We start from the raw sequence: 17,710 nt of genomic DNA, 5'->3' as shown, positions 1-17,710 counted from the left end.
AATAAATGGGATTATTTGAAGAAGTGAGCGCTTTTGCGCAATGTCATGTCGCGCCGTATACGGTGCAAGCCGATAGAGAGGGTGTATTTCCGAAAGAAGCCTATACGGCTCTTAAAAAAGAGGGATATACGGGTTTGCTCGTCCCTAAAGAGTACGGAGGCGCATCAGGAAGCATTGTCGATCACGTCGAAACATGTATGGCATTGGGAAGCGTGTGTGCAACAACCGCGCTGTGCTACATGATGCATAACGTTGCGACGATGTCCATCGTTGCTTTCGGAACATCGGAGCAAAAAGAGTTTTATTTGCCGAAAATCGCTTCGGGTGAGTTGGCTTTGGCACTTGCATTTAGTGAAACAGGGACAGGAACCCATTTTTACAATCCCGAAATTAAAGCGGTAAAAACGGAGAACGGATATCTTCTCAACGGAAAAAAAAGCTTTGTGACCTCGGCGCATCATGCCGATTATTATCTTGTTTTAGCCGCAAATCCCGAAGGAGAAGGGCTGAGCGTTTTCGCAACTCCCAATACGATGGAAGGGATGCGTCATGACGATAGTGCTTGGGACGGATTAGGGATGCGAGGAAATGCCAGTGTCCCTGTCTATTATGAGAATGTTGCCATCAGCGACGATCATCTTGTAGGTGCTCACGGAGACGGTGTCGGAATTGTCTTTAATGTGGTTGCTCCGTTCTTTATTCTGGGGCTTGCCTCCGTCTATACGGGTTTATCGCTTGCGGCCAGCGGATGTGCGATTGAGTATGCATCGTCACGCGCATATACTGACGGTTCGACTCTCTCGCAAATCGAAACCGTACAGCTGCATATCGCAGCACTTTTTTCTTCGGCGAGTGCTTCCAAAGCATTAACGCTCAATGCGGCACAAGCCGCGCTGGAAGGACGCAGCGATGCTCTGGCGTTGATTATATCGGCTCGATTGGAAGCGAGTACTAATGCGGTGGACGTATGCAGCCGTGCGATGAAAGTCGGAGGAGGGCACGCATACAGCAAACGGCTTCCGCTTGAGCGCTATTTGAGAGATGCGTATGCCGCTGCGGTTATGGCTCCCTCAACCGATGTACTCAGCGTTTGGCTCGGCAAAGCGTTAACCGGACAACAAATACCCTAAATAAAAGGAATTCACATGGCATCATTAATGGTAGGCGTGGTCGCGTATGACCCGAAAGTAGTCCTCATTTGGGAGATCATCCGTGATTATGCCAAAGAGAAAAAATTTGATCTTGATTATGTACTGTTCTCCAATTACGAGACACAGGTACAAGCGCTATTGGATCACAAAGTCGATTTGGCGTGGAATACCAATGTCGCGTGGCTTCGGACGAAAAAACGTGCTCCGTTTGCGGAAGCACTTTTGATGCGGGACAGTGATGTCGATTTTACCTCGATGTTTATCGCCCATCAAGATTCCAATATCCAAACATTGGAAGATTTGAAAAATAAACGGGTCTGTTTCGGCAGTGGTGACTCGGCACAGGCGTTTATCCTCCCCGCCTATTATTTAAAAGAGCAAGGGTTAGAGCCAAATCGCGATTATACGATGAACCGTATGGATAGTGATTTGGGGAAACACGGCGATACCGGACGAAGCGAATACGATATTTTGGAAAAACTCAAAAATAACGAATACGACGCTATCGCCCTTGCCACATCGACATGGATGCGGATGATCGAACTGGGACTGAGCGGTTCGTCGCTCAGACCGTTTTACAAAAGTCGAGGGTATTCGCATTGCAATTTCACCAACATTACCCCTAATGCATCCTATGTTAATGAATTTGTCGAATTTATGCTGGGGATGGATACTCAGCGTAGCGACATCACCAAAATGATGGAGATGGAGGCGTTATCCAAATGGGTTATAACGGGAGAGTATGAGCTACAAGGGTATAATGATCTTGAGAGTGCAATGAAATGGTTGAACCTTTTTTAAGGTTCAATCACACTTTTCTCGCTGTGTGCTGAAGCATTTACACGATAAATTTTATTTTTGAGTTTGGTAACAATACCGACCTCAATCAACTGTCTAAATGTTGAAACAACGGTCGGCTTGCTAACGTTGAGTGCGAGCATAATATCTTCATAGGAGCCGTAAAAGACACTTTCCGCGTCAACATGCTCGAAGAGATAACGGATAATCTCTATTTTTTTTCCTCCGACAAAGGTACTAATCCCCTCAAGCATACGGTCTTTGATCCATAATTCATCTTCTTTGGCTTTTAGGGCTATTGATTTATCAATCAATTCGAGCATTTCATCTGCCATAATCGGTTTAAGCAAGTAACCGTCCACGCGTAATTTAATGGCATCAAGAAGATAGTTCGTTTCCGAATGAGCTGTTGTAATAATGATAGCTGAGAGAGAAATATTTCGTTTTTTGATTTCGGAGATGAAGGCTATGCCATTCATGTTCGGCATTAAAATATCGGTAATAACAATATCAATTTTATGTTTAGAAAGCTGCTCTAGCGCAGTGATCCCATCGGTTGCCGTATAGACTTTGGCGACAAAGTCTTCTAAGATAAATGACATTTGATTTAAAATAGGTACTTCATCGTCTACAATCAGGATGTTGTATTTATTAAGTGAATGGTTCATGTTTTACTCTCAATCTCGAATAGTGGTATTGTGATTTTAAAAGAAGCACAATTATAATAGGTTTCATTAAAAAGCAATCTGATATTTTGCGCACTGATCATCCCCTCGAATTGGTCTGCTATGATTTTTTGAGTCATATACAATCCTATACCTGTTCCGCTGGATTGATGTTTTGTCGTAAAATAAGGTTCAAATATTCTTTTAAGAACGGAGGAGGGAATGCCCCCTCCATTGTCGATAATACGGATGAGCAAGAGTGATTTTTCCGGTTTGTGAGTGATGTGAATTCGTATCATTTTGAGTTTGTCGGGTGAGATCAGTAATGCGTCTTTTGCATTATTGAGGAGATTGATAATGATTTGGGTGAAATCGTTCGGATAGCCTGAAATCATAATCTCCTTTTTCGTATTGAATTCAACGTCTATATTCGCATGATGCAATATCCCCTCAATCAAGCTAACGGCATGGCGAATCGTCTCAAGGAGAGGAAAAATGGTTTTCACTTTATTCGGCTTAAAGTAGTTTTGGAAACTCTCTATAGTATCGGACATAGTGTTTGCGATGCGGAGACCTTCGGTGACTTGAGAATCGATAAACTCCGGCGTCAATTTATTACTGCGGCTTTTTAGTCGGAAAGTTTGAATTAGGATAGTGAGTGCGTTAAGCGGTTGTCGCCACTGATGAGCAATATTGGAAATCATCTCTCCCATAGACGCTAGTTTAGCCTGCTGATGGAGCATTTCATCTTTTAGCCTGCTTTGACGAATCTCATGTGTAATACGAAGTTCAAGGGATGTATTTAGATCTACGAGTTCTTTGGTTTTGTCGCGTACACGATCTTCTAGTGATTGATGAAGTGTTTTGATATGTTCTAATATGAAATAAGCCAAAAAGACTGAAATTCCTAGAACTACAAATATCATTACGAATATCACCCACGAAGTAGCACCAAATAGACGATCCGTTTTCTCTTTTTCATAGATGGAGCGTTGTAAATGAAAGGCCGTCAGTTGTTCTAAATAGATGTTAGTAGTATCTAAAATCGGGTAAAGATCACTTTTGATAAGTGCATCGGCTTGTGGACGTTGGTTGTTTTTATAAAGAACCGTTATCGTATCGATGGTTTTTAAGAGACGCTGAATATTGAGATTCGCTTTCGAATAGATTTCGTCTTCATCAATCATAATGGTATTGGGAATAGGGGTAAGAAACGTTGAAAGTATCGTTTCATCCATAGTATCAAAAAAATTGGTTTGAATATCGTGTCGTGACAAAGAGTACTCATTCCAACGTAAATCGAGGTTTTTTTTAAGAATATTAAGGACTTCATAGGTTTTTTCTACATCGGTGTGGTTATCGATAATATCTCGGTAGGTATTGAGTATGTTGAGGGTATGAACGTCTTTGATCGTCTGGAGGCGGGCGATTGAGAGAGTGCGTAAATGAAAGGAATTATCGAAGCTATTTTTCATTCCATACAGGGTCAATGTCGCAATGAATCCGATAATAAGAATCCCTAATGCAGTAACAGCGATCAATATACGAGTCTTCATCCCCAATGATAGTTGATAAAAAATATTCAGATAGCGGCACGGCTTACTCATCGACATCACCTCCGGTTTCGGAGTTTAACGGTAAAAGGTAGACATTTTGCAGTCCCCGATGGTATGACTTGCTATAACGGATTATTTGTCGATCAACAAGAGAAAATTCAAGTTTTGAGAGGGCATGCTCAAATGAAGAACGTGATAGCGTTGAGGAATTACTCAGTGCTTTAAGGATAACTTGTGATGCCAGATATCCCTCAAATGCTATAGAAGTCGGTTCTTTCAATGGATAATAGTGTTTATAAAGACGTTTAAAAAGGACGATTTCAGCGAGATTTTTACTCAGTGGAGGGACGGTTTGGGTCATGTACATCGGTATGTTCTTTAAATTTTCCGATAGTAGAGCTTTGCGAAGAGGTTCATAGCCGACAAAAGAGAAAGTATAAAATGAAAGATTCGGGTTAAACTGTGCCGTTTTGCGGATAAACTCGACAGTCGGCTTTAAGGCACCTCCGATCACAACGGCATCAGGCTGCGCTTTCGTAATCTCATTAAACGCATAATGGATGGAGAGTGTATTGCGATTGTAGACCCCCTCGGCAATTACTTTAATGGATGTGGGACGAACTGCTTCTTGGAGGGCATATAGTGATGCAAGTCCATAGCTATCGTTTTGATAAAAAATTGCAATCTTTTGAATATTTTGTTTTTGCATATGATGAACCATTCGGCGTGCTTCATCGGCGTAGCTCGGGCGGAGAGTAAAGAGATGCTCATAATGGTAGTTATATAAAAACTCAGCGCCGCTGAGGGGCATTAAAAAAGGTATTTGCGTTCTGGCAGTGATTTTGAGTGCCTCTTCGGAGGTAGGTGTTCCGACAACGCCGAGAATACCGAATAAATCCGGATCCCGCATTAAAGAATCAATATTTTTTCTCGTGATGAAAGGCTCGTATTGGTCATCCAATACACGTAGCTTGATGTGGCGATTTTGTATTCCGCCGGCATCATTGAATGCCTTAAATCCGCACGCTATTCCATTCGTATAATCGATACCGTTGTCTTGCAATGGACCCGAAAGTGCGGCACTGCTACCAAACACGATATCGTTTTTATGTTCGCGTTCAAAAGGGAATAGAAAATAGAGTACGATCAGTGTGATGAGAAGCAATAGGAGAGATATGGGTTTAATGTTTTTTTGCATCATCACACTTTAAGAATAAAAATAAAAAAATAGTTTACTTTATAATCGATAAATTTGGTTTAAAATGGGATACTTTTCCATCATGCCGCCTTCAAAGATCGGCGAGTACCCTCGCATTGTATATCTTCAAATCGGTCAAGATATTCCAGATAGGCTATCAAATACTTTCGGCTTAGCCCTGTTTGCGTTTTGGCCAGCTCGATATCGACATATCCATAGTCACTGATGACTCCGCGTAGATACTGCATCGTGTGCGATAGGTGAGGTGCGCTGATAAAAAGATTGTGCGCCAGTCGAATCACTTTTCCGGCACTGCAGAGCCGTTTCATCGTGTCGTCCCCGTGAATACGATCAAGATCGAGACTTTCATAAATCACATACGGAGCTTCTGGTGCCCACCCCTGTGTCTCTAAAATACCATAGAGAGACTCTTCCATATACTGCGGCATATCTTCAATATCACAATGGACACTTCGGTATAACCCCTCACTAAATTGTAGCTCATCATTTGATTCGAGTTGAGTAAGGACTTCTTGGCAAAGATTGACAGATGCCCAGATAAACCGTAAATGGAGCGAGTTTTTAGAGAGGAGGGCACGTCTGTTTTTTTTATAAATCGCTCGAATATACTCTTTAAGCATCTCTAACGTGCTAGAGGGATAAAGTACTTTTTCATCATGATCGAGGTAAGAATTCGCAACTCCCATTGCTAACTCAAGCGCAGAGGTATGATCCATCCCGAAACGCTGATAGGCTCCGATCAAACCGAAACCTTTCTTATGAATCTCCATCAGCATAGCAAACGCTTCGGAGAGTTTTTTCTGCTGTAGCAAAAGAAGAAATTCATTTTTTTGTTTTCGTTTCATAGGATCGGCTATGGGATTAAGGACTTCGCCTCCTCCGAGCGTCCCCTGCGCATCACGCAGAATAAATTTTTCACGATACAAGGCGTAAATCGGGGTGGTGCTTTCAAAAATGGCAATAGCATAGGTGTCATGTTCGGAGATGATTTTTAATACGACGTTGTGGCGGGCTGAACCTATGTATACCGTCGCTTCACTTTGATGTTTAAGTGTCACCCCTTTGAGAGGCGTGATCATGACATCAATCTGAAGGAAGCCGCGTAGAAAATTAGGGGTACAAAGGATATCTCCCCGTTTAAGATCATGCGATTTTACGCCTGAGAGGTTAAGGGCTATACGCTCATTCGGAAGGGCAGTGGGGACATAGTTCAGCCCTGAATGAATCGTTCTAACAATAGCGGTAGTTTTGAGTCGCGGAATAGTGATTTTATCTTTGGTTTTTAAGGAACCACCTAAAACGGTTCCGGTGACAATGGTTCCATAGCCGTCTTTGGAAAAACTCCGATCTATATAGTAACGAAAATAAGGCTCTTGTGGACGTTGCGGTAAATCATACGAGAAGAGTTTATGTTTGAGCTGTTCGTAGGAGGAGGGATCATGTCGTCCTACATGAGCTGAAAATAAACTCTTTAAACCGATATTTTCGATGAGGTTTAAAATATCTTTTTCGACGATTGCCGCATCATCCGGTTCTACCAGATCGCATTTGGTAAGAACCAAAATAACACTTTTTACTCCGGCAAGATGCGCGAGTTCGAGATGCTCAATACTTTGTTTACAAATCCCTTCATTAGCCGCGACAATCAGTAGAAGAACGTCGAAACCGAATACCCCTGCCAAATAGTGTTTTACAAATTTTTCATGTCCTGGAACATCGACTAAAAATATCCGTTTCTCCTGTTGATCCATCTGTGTAAAGCTGAGATCCATCGTCAAACCGCGCCGTTTCTCTTCGCGGGTCTGATCCCCGTCAAAACCGTTTAATGCACGAATAAGTGACGTTTTCCCGTGATCGACATGTCCGGCCAGACCGACTATAGTGGTTTTCATGGGCGTTCCTCCAAAACGGTATTTAAAATCTTCATTACCTGTGATAGCTCATCATCATCGATACTGCGTAAGTCGATAAGAACCCTATCTTTTTCGATTCGGGCAATGAGACCCTGCGCACGGAGTGCTTTAATCGTGCGTTCGGCATTTTTAGGGTGATCTTCGATAATTAGTGCGAGACTCTCTAGCAGATGCTGTGGAAGTGAACCTCCTCCCGCATAGGTGGATGTTTTACCTGTGGAAAGTTTATATGAGTGATCAACCCCTGAGAGGACAAAATCAGCCTGTAGTTGCATATCAATAAGTGTTTTAGATAAGAGTTTATGGGTTTTTATCGCCTGAGGCCCTTTTTGGATATAGCGAGTAAGGGTTTTTTCCAATACGGACATCGTCAGTTTATCGACTCGAAGCATCCGTAAGAGTTGATTTTTTTTGATTTTGTCGATGAGCTCTTTTTTTCCGGCGATGATTCCCGCTTGTACGGAGCCCAACAGTTTGTCTCCGCTAAAGCTAACGAGGGAAGGTGCGTGTTCAAACAGTGCTTTGGCACACGTTTCATTCCCCAGATAGGGAGCGTCGAAAAGATTCAAACTACCGGCATCATAGTAGTCGATAACATTATTAGACTGAGCAATAGGTATCAGCTCTTCAAATGCTACCTCATGGGTAAAACCAACAACGGAGAAATTGGAGCGGTGAACCTTCATCATAACCGCCGTCTGCGGAGTGATTGCCGCCGTATAATCAGAGGCTTTGGTTTTGTTGGTCGTCCCTATCTCTTTTAGCAGGGTTCCACTCTCCCTCATCACATCGGGAATTCTAAAGGAACCGCCGATCTCTACCAATTCTCCTCGCGATACGATGGTCTCTTTTCCTTTAGCGAAGGTATTTAGGATCAAAAAGACGGCTGCTGCGTTATTGTTAACGACGATGGCATCTTCGCATCCCAGTAAAAATGAGAGTTTTTTAGTCAAATGTCCGTAGCGTTCCCCTCGTTTTCCGCTATCAATATCAAATTCAAGATTACAGTAGCTCCCGATGCTCTCCTGCATTTCATCAAGTATTGATTTTTCGATGGGGCTTCGTCCGAGATTGGTATGCAAAACAATCCCTGTCGCGTTGATCAAAGGAATCAATGAATCATGACACAGCGTATCCAATCGGGATAAGATTATTTCTACCAAAACGGACTCATCAGTATTTGCTCCGATATCGGTTTTACCGTGACGAATCTCTTCAAAAAGTTGACGAGCTAAGATGGTTAGTGTTTGGCGATTAAGAGTGATAAACTCAGTTCGATCCAAAAATCTCCCCAGTTGAGGGATGGCAGGTCTGCTATGGGTCTCCATCGTAGTGCTCCGATACAGGTTAAAAAATATTTAACTTTTATTTAGCTAGAATGGCATTGTGAGATGGGAGGTATGTGACCCTGGTGGGCACCATGGACTTCAAACCCATTGTTCGGGCAGGTGGCTGTTCGAAGGAAGGTTCAATTCCTTCACCTTCTCGCCAAATCCTCTTTTCCCCTCAAATTATTCCACATAAAGCATAAAAGGTTAAAAATATTTTAACTTAACTATCTTATATTCCGCTTGAATTTTCTATAAAATTAAATAAATGACTTTAATATTAATTTAAGCCACAATGAAGAATAATTACAAAACGTAAAATAATAGTTTACTTATTGCCCAAAAAGATACAGGCTGTATCGCTACACGTTGGCAAAAATCTGATCGTAATACACGACAAAGGATTTTTATGACCGATTATAGCGCTATGACATACGCCTGTATGTATTTATTAGAAAACTCACCTGATACTTATAAAGATAAACTGATTCGTATTCAACAGAGTGTGGATGACACTTTATTTGATAATACGCTTGACTTCTCGTATCCTCTAAATAATCAACACTCTATTGTTCTGATAAACGACGGTACTTACAGTTTGATAGGGTCTTTAGACGAAGGGTTCAATGTACAAGTTGTCGATGCTTCTAAAATTGTTCGGATTGAAGGACGTGCCGGCGATTATCATGTAAATGTTCGAGCGGGTAACGAGATCGTTAGCTATCCTGCATCCTCTTTAATTTACTGCGGAGACAATAATCCATGGCTTAAATACGATGCGATTGAGATTCACGGTAATTTATCACGTGTTGCTCCCCAACTTACTGCCAGAGCAACCAAAACCACCTTTACAAAAAGCCTTCTTTTCACAGAAGGGCAATGCGATTACGCTTCCAAAGATTTGCCTGCATGTCGTGCCTGTCTGGATAGCTGTGAGTATTCCGCTCTTGTCGAAGATACAGAGGCAAAAACCATCCATTTACGTCTAAGCGACTGTACAGAATGCGGTTCGTGTGTTGCGGTATGCCCATCCGGAGCCATCCAAAATTCCCGTTTTAATGTTGCGGGGTTAATCGCTGCGTTGGAAAATAGCGAAGGTTACGGTGTTCTCGTTGCGACCGATGCCGATTTGATGAAACTCTCTTCACCTCTCTACAGCGAAACAGTGATACTCAGCGTTCCGAATTATTCTCTTCTCAATGAACTTTATCTCTCGTTAATGGTTCTCAAATCTGGAGGAGACGTTTACTTTCCGGATATAACAGCGCTGCCGGTATCTACCCAAGTGGCAATTTGTAATGTGAACCGTATCTTTGAACGCTTCGGCGGCGATGTGATCGGAGATATCGTTTCAGCATCGCGCCATTCTAAACGTTTTACACCGCTTGCTAGACGATTGAACAATTTACCTCTTCGTATGGCAGTGAGTGAAGGGTTGGCGTCTTTAAAAGGATATAGCAACAACGTGTATACATTGCAACATTCACTTTTTAATGATTTGTATGTTGATGACAAATGTACTTTGTGCATGGGATGTGCCTATGTGTGCAAAAGCGGTGCTTTCCAAGCACAACCACAGAATCAATCTCTTGCCCTTAATCCGGCATTGTGTACCGGATGCGGTCATTGCGAGAGTACCTGTCCTGAACACTCCATTACTTTAGTACCGGGGCGTTTTAGAGAAGAGGAGAGCTATGTAACCTTTTCGGCGGTTGCCAAAGACGAAGTGTTTTGCTGTGTTGAATGCGGTAAGCCGTTTGCAACGGAAAAGGCCATTGCTAAAGTGGCGGGTATGTTTGCTTCATTGATGTGGGATGATGTTAAAACGCGAACCCTCTACTGCTGTGCGGAGTGTAAGCCGAAACTAATGCTCAAAGATCATTTTGACAATGGCGCTAAGGAAGGATATTAATGGAATCGCTAGTAGGCGCCAGAGCCGCAATTTACACTGTCTTAGGTTCGTTATACCGAAACGAAGGGGTAGAGAAAGATTCGGAATCGATCCTCACGGTACTACGTGCCGTCAGTGAATCCCCGTTTGCAGAGGGGATCAAGGAATACACCGATCGTATGATCACCTCATTGCAGGATAATAAAGACGAGGTAGCGCGTGAAGCCCATGTCCTCTTTAATCTCCCGTTTGGTGATTTTATCAATTCATCTATGTCCTATTATCATGATGAACGCGAACTCGGAATGCCGACAATTATGACCAAAGAGATTATGTGTGAAGCGGGATATATTAAAGCCGATTTCGTGTGTGTCGGGGAAGATGAAGCCGGAATATTGTTCGGTCTTTCCGCCAGCTTGCTCAACGATGGACATAGCCCGTTGCAGAAGAAACTCTTTCAAAGTGTTATAGAGCCCTATATCGGCGGATTCATCGATGCGCAGTTCAACAGTAACCGAGCTGACTTTTACCAAGAGTGTGCTTCGTTTCTCGCCCTTTTTATCGCATTTGAAAAATCATATTTTGAATTCTATTTATCTTAGGAAAGGAGGTAACAATGGACACTAACGGACGACGAGATTTTCTCAAACGGTTAGGGATCGGAGGCGTTGTTGCGGCGGGGAGTTTAGGCTTGATCACCGCGACGCACCCCAGTCGCCATCGGGGTGAACACACCGAAGGTGATGGGGTAGCTGTCGGGAATTCCCGCAAAGATGAAACACTCTACACTAAAACGGAATATTGGGACAAATTTTATAAATCTGCCCTCTAATTTTAAAGAAAAGGAGAACGAATGAGTCCAAGAAACTCAACGGAATTGTTGAATTCGAAGATTGGGCGCCGCTCATTTTTAAAAATGGGTGCTCTCACTTCGATCGGTGCAGTTGCTGTTTGCTCAGCAAGTGAACCAGTTGTCAAAGCAACGCCGAGTCAGCTGAAAGAAGCTTATCCGGGTTCAAAAAAAGTGAAAACTATTTGTACCCACTGCTCGGTCGGATGCGGAATTATTGCGGAAGTAAAAGACGGTGTCTGGGTAAGACAAGAGGTTGCCCAAGAGCATCCTGTAAGTCTCGGCGGTCATTGCTGTAAAGGTGCTGACCTGATCGATAAAGTGCGTTCAACCAATCGTTTACGCTACCCGACAGTCAAAAAAGACGGTGTTTGGGAACGTATTGGATGGGATGAAGCACTTGATTCGGTCAGTGCACAAATTCAAGCTCTTCAAAAAAAATATGGACCTGATAGCATCATGATGCTCGGGTCAGCCAAAGTATCGAACGAGCAATCGTACTATATCCGCAAATTTGCCGCGTTTATGGGAACGAATAATATCGATCATCAGGCTCGTATCTGACATAGCCCTACAGTCGCCGGTGTGGCGAATACACTTGGGTATGGCGGTATGACCAACCATCTGGGAGATATGCAAAATTCGAAAGTTATTTTGATTATGGGAGCTAATCCTGCGGTCAATCACCCTGTCGGAATGCAACACATTCTAAAAGGCAAAGAGAACGGTGCGAAAATTATTTCGATCGATCCGAGATATACTAAAACATCTGCGCATGCGGATTTGTTTGCACGTATTCGAACCGGAACCGATATCGCATTTTTATACGGAATGATCCGTTACATTGTTAAAAACAACTTGCATGACAAGCAATATTTGGATGAGCGTGTTTTCGATTGGGAATCCATTGTTGTCGAAGCAGAACAGTATACGCCGGACGTCGTTGCGAATGTGTGTGGATGTACAGCGGAAAAATTCCTTGAAGTGGTGAAACTCTTTGCAGAAAATTCCCCGGGTTGTTTGATCTGGAATCAGGGATGGACGCAGCATACGATCGGAACGAGCAATACCCGTTTAGGGCCTATTATGCAAATGTTCCTCGGAAATATCGGAAAAGTGGGTGGCGGATGTAACATTCTTCGCGGACATGATAATGTTCAAGGGGCGAGTGATATGGCCAATCTATCCGACATTTTGCCGGGATACTACCCGATCAATGAGGGGTCTTGGAAATATTATTCAGGACAATGGCAAGTCGATTACGAATGGTTAAAAGGTCGATTTAAAACCAAAGATATGATGGAGAAAAAAGGGTTTGCCCTCTCTACATGGCCTTGGGGTGTTATTGATGATGAGAATGCCGCAAACAATGCGGGTACACCGCTCAAAGCGTTGATTTGTATCGGGAACGGTATTTCAACCATTACAATGACCCATAAAACGAAAGAAGCGTTAGACAAACTAGATTTGGTCGTCTTTATCGATCCGTATGTCAATGATGCGGCGGTTATTACCGATCGTACCGATAATATGTTCTTGCTTCCGGCAGCCAGCCAAGTTGAAAGTTCAGGTTCGGTAGCGGCGACAAATCGCAGTTATCAATGGCGTTCACAGGTTGTGAAACCTTTGTATGAAGCAAAAGAAGACCACGAAATTTTATTTGAATTTGCAAAACGACTCGGATTCTATGAAGAATTTACCCGTTCGTTGAAAAACGGTAAACCGAGTTATGAATGGCCGGAAGATGCGACAAGAGAGTTTAACCGTGCCGTCAAAACAATCGGTCTTCAAGGGGTAACACCGGAACGTATGAAACGCCAACAAGAGAATTGGGCGCTGTTTGATCCGCTTACTCTAAGAGGCTCCGGTGTGGTTGAGGGTGAGTATTACGGATTGCCGTGGCCGTGCTGGAGTGATAAACACCCGGGAACTCCGATCATGTACCGAACCGATGTTTCGGTTATGGAAGGTGGTATGGGATTCCGTGCAGGATGGACGGACAAGGGACCTGATGGCAAGCCAGTGGTTGTCGCTGAGAAAAATGGACAAACATTGCTTGCGGTTAATGAACCGGCCGGTTCACGATTCAAAGGCGGGCATCTTGAAATTACCGCAGACAATATCGAATCTTTCGGCATCACGTTAACGGCTGAAGAAAAAGAGAAAGTCAAAGGTAAAAACTGGAAAAACGATAATACGTATATTCTGGTTAACAAAGCGTTGGAAGCAGGACTATGTCCGTACGGAAACGGAAAAGCGAGAGCACGTGCATGGGATTGGGCTGACCAACTTCCTAAACACCGTGAACCGCTTCACAGCTTCCGTCAAGATTTGGTTGCCAAATATCCGACGTTTGAAGACAAAAAAGATCACTATCGTACGAACATTCGTTACGCCAGTGAGCAGAACAAACAAAACTGGGTTGCGGATTTCCCGATCAATGTGGTCACAGGACGTATTGTTGAACACATGGGTACGGGAACCGAAACTCGAGCCTCAAAATATTTGGCCGAACTAGCGGGGGAAATGTACGCACATATCCATCCGACACTCGCCAAAAAATATGGGGTTGATAACGGTGACATGATTTGGGTACATGGAACGGGCGAAGGTAAGATTAAAGTCAAAGCGGTCTACAGTTATTCGGTCGCTGAAACGGATATTTTCATGCCGCAAAACTTTTCGGGTCTATGGAGCGGTAAAAGCCTCGTAGACAAATATCCGAAGGGGACTGCACCGTATGCGCTCGGAGAAAACTCGAATCAGGTTACAAGTTACGGGTATGACATTGTCACCGCTTGCCCTGAAACCAAATGTACGCTCGTGCGTATTGAAAAAGCGTAGGGGGGCTGATAAATGTCACGTATGAAATTTTATTGTGACGATTACCGATGCATCGATTGTAACGGGTGTGTCGTCGCGTGTAAAGAAGCGCATGAAATTCCTGTCGGCGTGAATCGCCGACGGGTTATAACCATTAACGAGGGGATCGAAGGTAAACAGAAATCTCTCTCGGTGGCATGTATGCATTGTTCCGATGCACCGTGCCAAAAAGTGTGTCCGACGGATTGTTTTTATATCCGAACGGACGGAATCGTATTGCATGACAAAGATAAATGTATCGGATGCGGCTATTGCCTTTATGCATGTCCTTTCGGTGCTCCGCAGTTTGGACATGAAGGTATCTTCGGTGTCAAAGGGGTCATGGATAAATGTACCTTTTGTGCCGGTGGACCGGATGAAACGCTCAGCGAGAATGAATTTGAACATTACGGACAAAACCGTATCGCCGAGGGGAAAATCCCGATGTGTGCATCGATGTGTTCAACCAAAGCGCTCATTGCCGGCGATGCCTCTGAAGTCGATAAGATTTATGAGTATCGCACTGCTAAACGCGGTGATAATACATCGTTGAAACCATACGGATGGGAGGCATACAACAATGGAAAGTAAAACTTTTTGGGAGTGTAATAAAGCCTACATTCTAACGGCTCTTGGGCTTGGTGTTGTCGGATTCGTTTTTGTCGGATTTTTGATGATTATGGATTGGGGTTACCTGATCCAATATACGATGCATGCACTGATCGGTGATACCAGCGGTGTACTTACTGCTCCCGCTTCAGAGTTGGAGCAAATGATAAATGCCGCTTTCGGTCCGGCATATAACACGGTTGCTCCTGAAATTATTCGTGCGAGCAATGAGCGACAAGAGTATATCTGGTATGTATTTTTTGCCGAGATTATGATTTTTGTCTTTTTGTACATTAAAAACGGTCGGGTAACACCGACGATTACGAGACCTAACGATACGGTTCAAGTATTGACATCGTTCCAACGAGCGGTAATTTGGCTGAATATCGGAATGATTTCCATACTCGTATTGACCGGATTCAATATTACATGGGGTTTACGCTCTGAGGGGGGAGATATTCCTCGTATCTTGAGAGAATTCCATGAATTAACCGGTTTGGCATGGATCGCGGTTTGGCTCGTCTTTACCGTTATTGCGGCTAAAGATATGAAAGGGTGGAGAAAGAACAGTACTTTCCGCCATTTCTTGCCGGGAAGCTTTAAACCTTCCAAGCGCGTTATCTGGTTTTTCTATGCCGCTATGGGGGCAGCACTGTGTTTCAGCGGTGCGATGATTATTACATTGCATCCGAGTTCATTGACTCATGCGGATGTTATTCAATTCCGACGTGTATTGCTCTATCTACACTTCGGTGCCAGTGTTCTGATTATGTTCTTTATCCTTGATTTCGTCTACGCTTCGGCGGTTTCGGTCAAAGGATATCTAAAAGGACTATGGAGCGGCAGCTATCCGAGAGAATATCTCGAACAAGTTGCTCCGGATGTATTGGATGATTTGAAAAAAGCGGGACGACAATAGTGTTCCAAGCGGAGGATTTTTCCTCCGCAATTTTATATACAGGGTATCGACATGTCACAAGAAGTTCTTAAAAAATTGATTATCGAAAAAGTGTATCGTAACGGCTCAGTGATGATTGAAGAAGATGAGATTATTGCCGAAGAGCGAATCGACTTTTATCTAAACGGAATGAAACTCCTCTCCGTTATGGGGATTGCTCAGGATCAAGATGCTCACATCGTCGGATTCTTGATGAGTGAGGGGGTTATTACTCACGTGGAAGATATCCATTCTTTAAGAATTTCCGATAACGGTTTATCGGTTTATATTGACGCATCAGTTAATGAAGAGAATATTCAAAACCTTTTTAAAGAGAAGACCCTTACCACAGGATGCTGTGTCGGTGTGACAGGGAATGTGGAAGATAAAATTGTCAAAGAGTTTAACCGCTCTACCATTAGCTATAACGTTGATATGCTGTTTGACGAAGTGGATCGTTTTTACGGTAGCAGTGCACTGTTCCGCCAAAGCGGATGCGTCCATAAAGCACGATTGGTACTTCAAGAGGGTGAAGCGATCGAAGCGGAAGATGTCGGTCGTCACAACGCTATCGATAAAGTCATCGGCAAAGCCCGATTATCTCACGCCGATACCCAAGACGCATTCTTAATCGTAAGCGGCAGACTTTCAATGGAAATGGTCGTTAAATGTGTTATGCACGGTATCACGATGGTGATTTCCAAAGCGGCTCCGACACGGTTGGGGATTAAAACCGCCCAACTTCACGGTATAACGTTGATCGGATTCGCACGAGAGGGTAAAATGAATCTCTATACCCACTCCTCACGCGTCGATACCGCGCATACGGTGATTCAAACCGATTCGACCCCCTGCGTTATAGAAGAGGTATGTGTTGCAGCCTCATAAAAAGCTCTATTGTCTCGATGTCAACCACGCACCGAGCTTTCAGCCGTTTGAATCCGCACCCATAGGGATACGCTTACGCAGCGGTGATGGTGAAAGTCTTGAACTCTTAAAAAATTTAAACCGCTCCTTCGCATCATCTTTCGGATATTCCGAAGGAGTATTTTGTAATTTTTCGCCTACTGCTGTGAGTTTTTTTATCGATCAGGCCGTTCCGTCAAAAGAGATCATCGCCTTTTCTTCAAAGCTCCCTTATAATCTTTATCATGCAGGACTAATTCTCGAAAAATCAGGGCGTACCGTTCTCTGGATAGATGCTGATTCCGCGGGTGGACTGTGTGAAAAATCTTTGGCTTTGGCTAAAGAGCGCGGAGCTCGCTATTTAGTGTGCAGTGCGGTTGATGAAGATACATTTTATATTGAGTCAATGAAAAGAGTTAACCGATATTTTGACATGAAACATCTAATTTTGGATTTAAGCAATGCGTTGAAACTTGAGAACACACCCAAAGTATTTGCGGCATTTGTCTGGGGCTATAAAGTGGGTTCGTTTAAACATTCGGGTGTTTTCCTTTGCAGTAAATGTAATTTCTCAGATATGATCCCCGCTATCGATCTAACAGTTTATGATCATTTTTATCATACGTATATGAAATCGGCAAATGATTCTTATGACCACATAAGAAATATACGAGATTGTTTTGTGAAGCAAATTACAGATGCTCTTGGGTGCAGAGTGAAGTTGATGATAAATCCTAGCTTGACTCTCCCTAATACCTGTTATATCGGATTTGATGGTATATTTGCCCGAGATTTGATCCGATCTATGGCACTTGAAGGGATCTTTTTAACCAACGGAGAGCTTTGTTCTCTGGGATTATCTCAACCCTCACGTATTTTGAAGGTTATAGGGTATTCAACAGAAGAAGCTAGCATGGCGATCAGTTTTTCATTTGGAAAAATGACGCATGAAGAGGTAGAGAGTATTGGAGAAAAAATAATCTATAAGTATAGACAGTTAAGAGCAATACTAGTTGATTAAATCG

15 protein-coding genes and 1 tRNA gene are annotated in these 17,710 nt (G+C 43.2%); 11 read left to right on the top strand and 5 right to left on the bottom strand.

Translation table 11 applies throughout. The annotated features are described in order from the left end of the window. Nucleotides 1-5: 5 nt before the first annotated feature. Entirely contained in the window at nucleotides 6-1,130 is a 1,125-nt protein-coding gene (locus tag JZU62_RS03225; protein WP_295011841.1) for an acyl-CoA dehydrogenase family protein, read from the top strand. 15 nt (nucleotides 1,131-1,145) lie between these two features. Next, complete coding sequence (locus JZU62_RS03220) at nucleotides 1,146-1,952, top strand: PhnD/SsuA/transferrin family substrate-binding protein (protein ID WP_295011839.1); 807 nt, start codon at nucleotides 1,146-1,148, stop codon at nucleotides 1,950-1,952. On the opposite strand, the gene JZU62_RS03215 is transcribed toward JZU62_RS03220, so the two are convergent. The 5 genes from JZU62_RS03215 to selA form a co-directional block, all read right to left on the bottom strand. Then, a complete protein-coding gene (locus tag JZU62_RS03215) occupies nucleotides 1,949-2,617 on the bottom strand; it encodes a response regulator (RefSeq protein ID WP_295011837.1) in 669 nt (222 codons plus the stop codon). The genes JZU62_RS03220 and JZU62_RS03215 overlap by 4 nt on opposite strands. Next, the gene (locus tag JZU62_RS03210; RefSeq protein ID WP_295011835.1) at nucleotides 2,614-4,221 is read right to left on the bottom strand and encodes a HAMP domain-containing sensor histidine kinase; all 1,608 of its coding nucleotides are present in this window, start codon (nucleotides 4,219-4,221) and stop codon (nucleotides 2,614-2,616) included. Before JZU62_RS03210 ends, JZU62_RS03215 begins: the two co-directional genes overlap by 4 nt. Further along, nucleotides 4,214-5,368, bottom strand: a complete 1,155-nt coding sequence (locus JZU62_RS03205) for an ABC transporter substrate-binding protein (RefSeq protein ID WP_295011833.1) — start codon at nucleotides 5,366-5,368, stop codon at nucleotides 4,214-4,216. The genes JZU62_RS03210 and JZU62_RS03205 overlap by 8 nt, the downstream gene beginning before the upstream one ends. Nucleotides 5,369-5,448: 80 nt before the next feature. Then, a complete protein-coding gene (gene selB, locus JZU62_RS03200; RefSeq protein WP_295011831.1) occupies nucleotides 5,449-7,281 on the bottom strand; it encodes a selenocysteine-specific translation elongation factor in 1,833 nt (610 codons plus the stop codon). Continuing rightward, nucleotides 7,278-8,630 (bottom strand): L-seryl-tRNA(Sec) selenium transferase, encoded by a 1,353-nt coding sequence (gene selA, locus JZU62_RS03195; protein WP_295011829.1) that lies wholly within the window; start codon nucleotides 8,628-8,630, stop codon nucleotides 7,278-7,280. Before selA ends, selB begins: the two co-directional genes overlap by 4 nt. 65 nt (nucleotides 8,631-8,695) lie before the next feature. Between selA and JZU62_RS03190 the strand changes: the two genes are divergently transcribed. From JZU62_RS03190 to JZU62_RS03150, 9 genes are all read left to right on the top strand, one after another. Continuing rightward, nucleotides 8,696-8,793, top strand: a tRNA-Sec gene (locus tag JZU62_RS03190). Nucleotides 8,794-9,039: 246 nt separating this feature from the next. After that, on the top strand, nucleotides 9,040-10,542 hold the full coding sequence (locus JZU62_RS03185; protein WP_295011827.1) for a 4Fe-4S dicluster domain-containing protein: 1,503 nt from the start codon (nucleotides 9,040-9,042) through the stop codon (nucleotides 10,540-10,542). After that, nucleotides 10,542-11,123: a molecular chaperone TorD family protein gene (locus tag JZU62_RS03180; RefSeq protein ID WP_295011825.1), complete on the top strand. Its 582-nt coding sequence runs from the start codon at nucleotides 10,542-10,544 to the stop codon at nucleotides 11,121-11,123. Before JZU62_RS03185 ends, JZU62_RS03180 begins: the two co-directional genes overlap by 1 nt. Nucleotides 11,124-11,137: 14 nt before the next feature. Beyond that, nucleotides 11,138-11,353 carry a twin-arginine translocation signal domain-containing protein gene (locus JZU62_RS03175; RefSeq protein WP_295011823.1) on the top strand — a complete coding sequence of 72 codons (216 nt, stop codon included), beginning with the start codon at nucleotides 11,138-11,140 and terminating at the stop codon, nucleotides 11,351-11,353. 21 nt (nucleotides 11,354-11,374) lie between these two features. Then, nucleotides 11,375-14,215: a molybdopterin-dependent oxidoreductase gene (locus JZU62_RS03170; RefSeq protein WP_295011821.1), complete on the top strand. Its 2,841-nt coding sequence runs from the start codon at nucleotides 11,375-11,377 to the stop codon at nucleotides 14,213-14,215. Nucleotides 14,216-14,227: 12 nt separating this feature from the next. Next, nucleotides 14,228-14,824, top strand: a complete 597-nt coding sequence (fdh3B, locus tag JZU62_RS03165; RefSeq protein ID WP_295011819.1) for a formate dehydrogenase FDH3 subunit beta — start codon at nucleotides 14,228-14,230, stop codon at nucleotides 14,822-14,824. Continuing rightward, nucleotides 14,814-15,761: a cytochrome b/b6 domain-containing protein gene (locus JZU62_RS03160; RefSeq protein ID WP_295011817.1), complete on the top strand. Its 948-nt coding sequence runs from the start codon at nucleotides 14,814-14,816 to the stop codon at nucleotides 15,759-15,761. The genes fdh3B and JZU62_RS03160 overlap by 11 nt, the downstream gene beginning before the upstream one ends. Before the next feature lie 51 nt (nucleotides 15,762-15,812). After that, nucleotides 15,813-16,667 carry a formate dehydrogenase accessory sulfurtransferase FdhD gene (gene fdhD / locus JZU62_RS03155; RefSeq protein ID WP_295011815.1) on the top strand — a complete coding sequence of 285 codons (855 nt, stop codon included), beginning with the start codon at nucleotides 15,813-15,815 and terminating at the stop codon, nucleotides 16,665-16,667. Continuing rightward, nucleotides 16,651-17,706, top strand: coding sequence for a hypothetical protein (locus JZU62_RS03150; protein ID WP_295011813.1), 1,056 nt, complete (start codon nucleotides 16,651-16,653; stop codon nucleotides 17,704-17,706). The genes fdhD and JZU62_RS03150 overlap by 17 nt, the downstream gene beginning before the upstream one ends. Nucleotides 17,707-17,710 lie beyond the last annotated feature (4 nt).

Origin of the sequence: Sulfuricurvum sp. (assembly GCF_019163035.1) — a bacterium.
In the GTDB taxonomy this organism is placed as follows: Bacteria; Campylobacterota; Campylobacteria; order Campylobacterales; family Sulfurimonadaceae; genus Sulfuricurvum.
This window is presented reverse-complemented; position numbering and strand designations above follow the sequence as displayed.

Bases quoted from the DNA above. Each gene is read 5' to 3' on its own strand.
- JZU62_RS03225 (WP_295011841.1), top strand. From the start codon at position 6: ATGGGATTATTTGAAGAAGTGAGCGCTTTTGCGCAATGTCATGTCGCG.
- JZU62_RS03220 (WP_295011839.1), top strand. From the start codon at position 1,146: ATGGCATCATTAATGGTAGGCGTGGTCGCGTATGACCCGAAAGTAGTC.
- JZU62_RS03215 (WP_295011837.1), bottom strand. From the start codon at position 2,617: ATGAACCATTCACTTAATAAATACAACATCCTGATTGTAGACGATGAA.
- JZU62_RS03210 (WP_295011835.1), bottom strand. From the start codon at position 4,221: ATGAGTAAGCCGTGCCGCTATCTGAATATTTTTTATCAACTATCATTG.
- JZU62_RS03205 (WP_295011833.1), bottom strand. From the start codon at position 5,368: ATGCAAAAAAACATTAAACCCATATCTCTCCTATTGCTTCTCATCACA.
- selB (WP_295011831.1), bottom strand. From the start codon at position 7,281: ATGAAAACCACTATAGTCGGTCTGGCCGGACATGTCGATCACGGGAAA.
- selA (WP_295011829.1), bottom strand. From the start codon at position 8,630: ATGGAGACCCATAGCAGACCTGCCATCCCTCAACTGGGGAGATTTTTG.
- JZU62_RS03185 (WP_295011827.1), top strand. From the start codon at position 9,040: ATGACCGATTATAGCGCTATGACATACGCCTGTATGTATTTATTAGAA.
- JZU62_RS03180 (WP_295011825.1), top strand. From the start codon at position 10,542: ATGGAATCGCTAGTAGGCGCCAGAGCCGCAATTTACACTGTCTTAGGT.
- JZU62_RS03175 (WP_295011823.1), top strand. From the start codon at position 11,138: ATGGACACTAACGGACGACGAGATTTTCTCAAACGGTTAGGGATCGGA.
- fdh3B (WP_295011819.1), top strand. From the start codon at position 14,228: ATGTCACGTATGAAATTTTATTGTGACGATTACCGATGCATCGATTGT.
- JZU62_RS03160 (WP_295011817.1), top strand. From the start codon at position 14,814: ATGGAAAGTAAAACTTTTTGGGAGTGTAATAAAGCCTACATTCTAACG.
- fdhD (WP_295011815.1), top strand. From the start codon at position 15,813: ATGTCACAAGAAGTTCTTAAAAAATTGATTATCGAAAAAGTGTATCGT.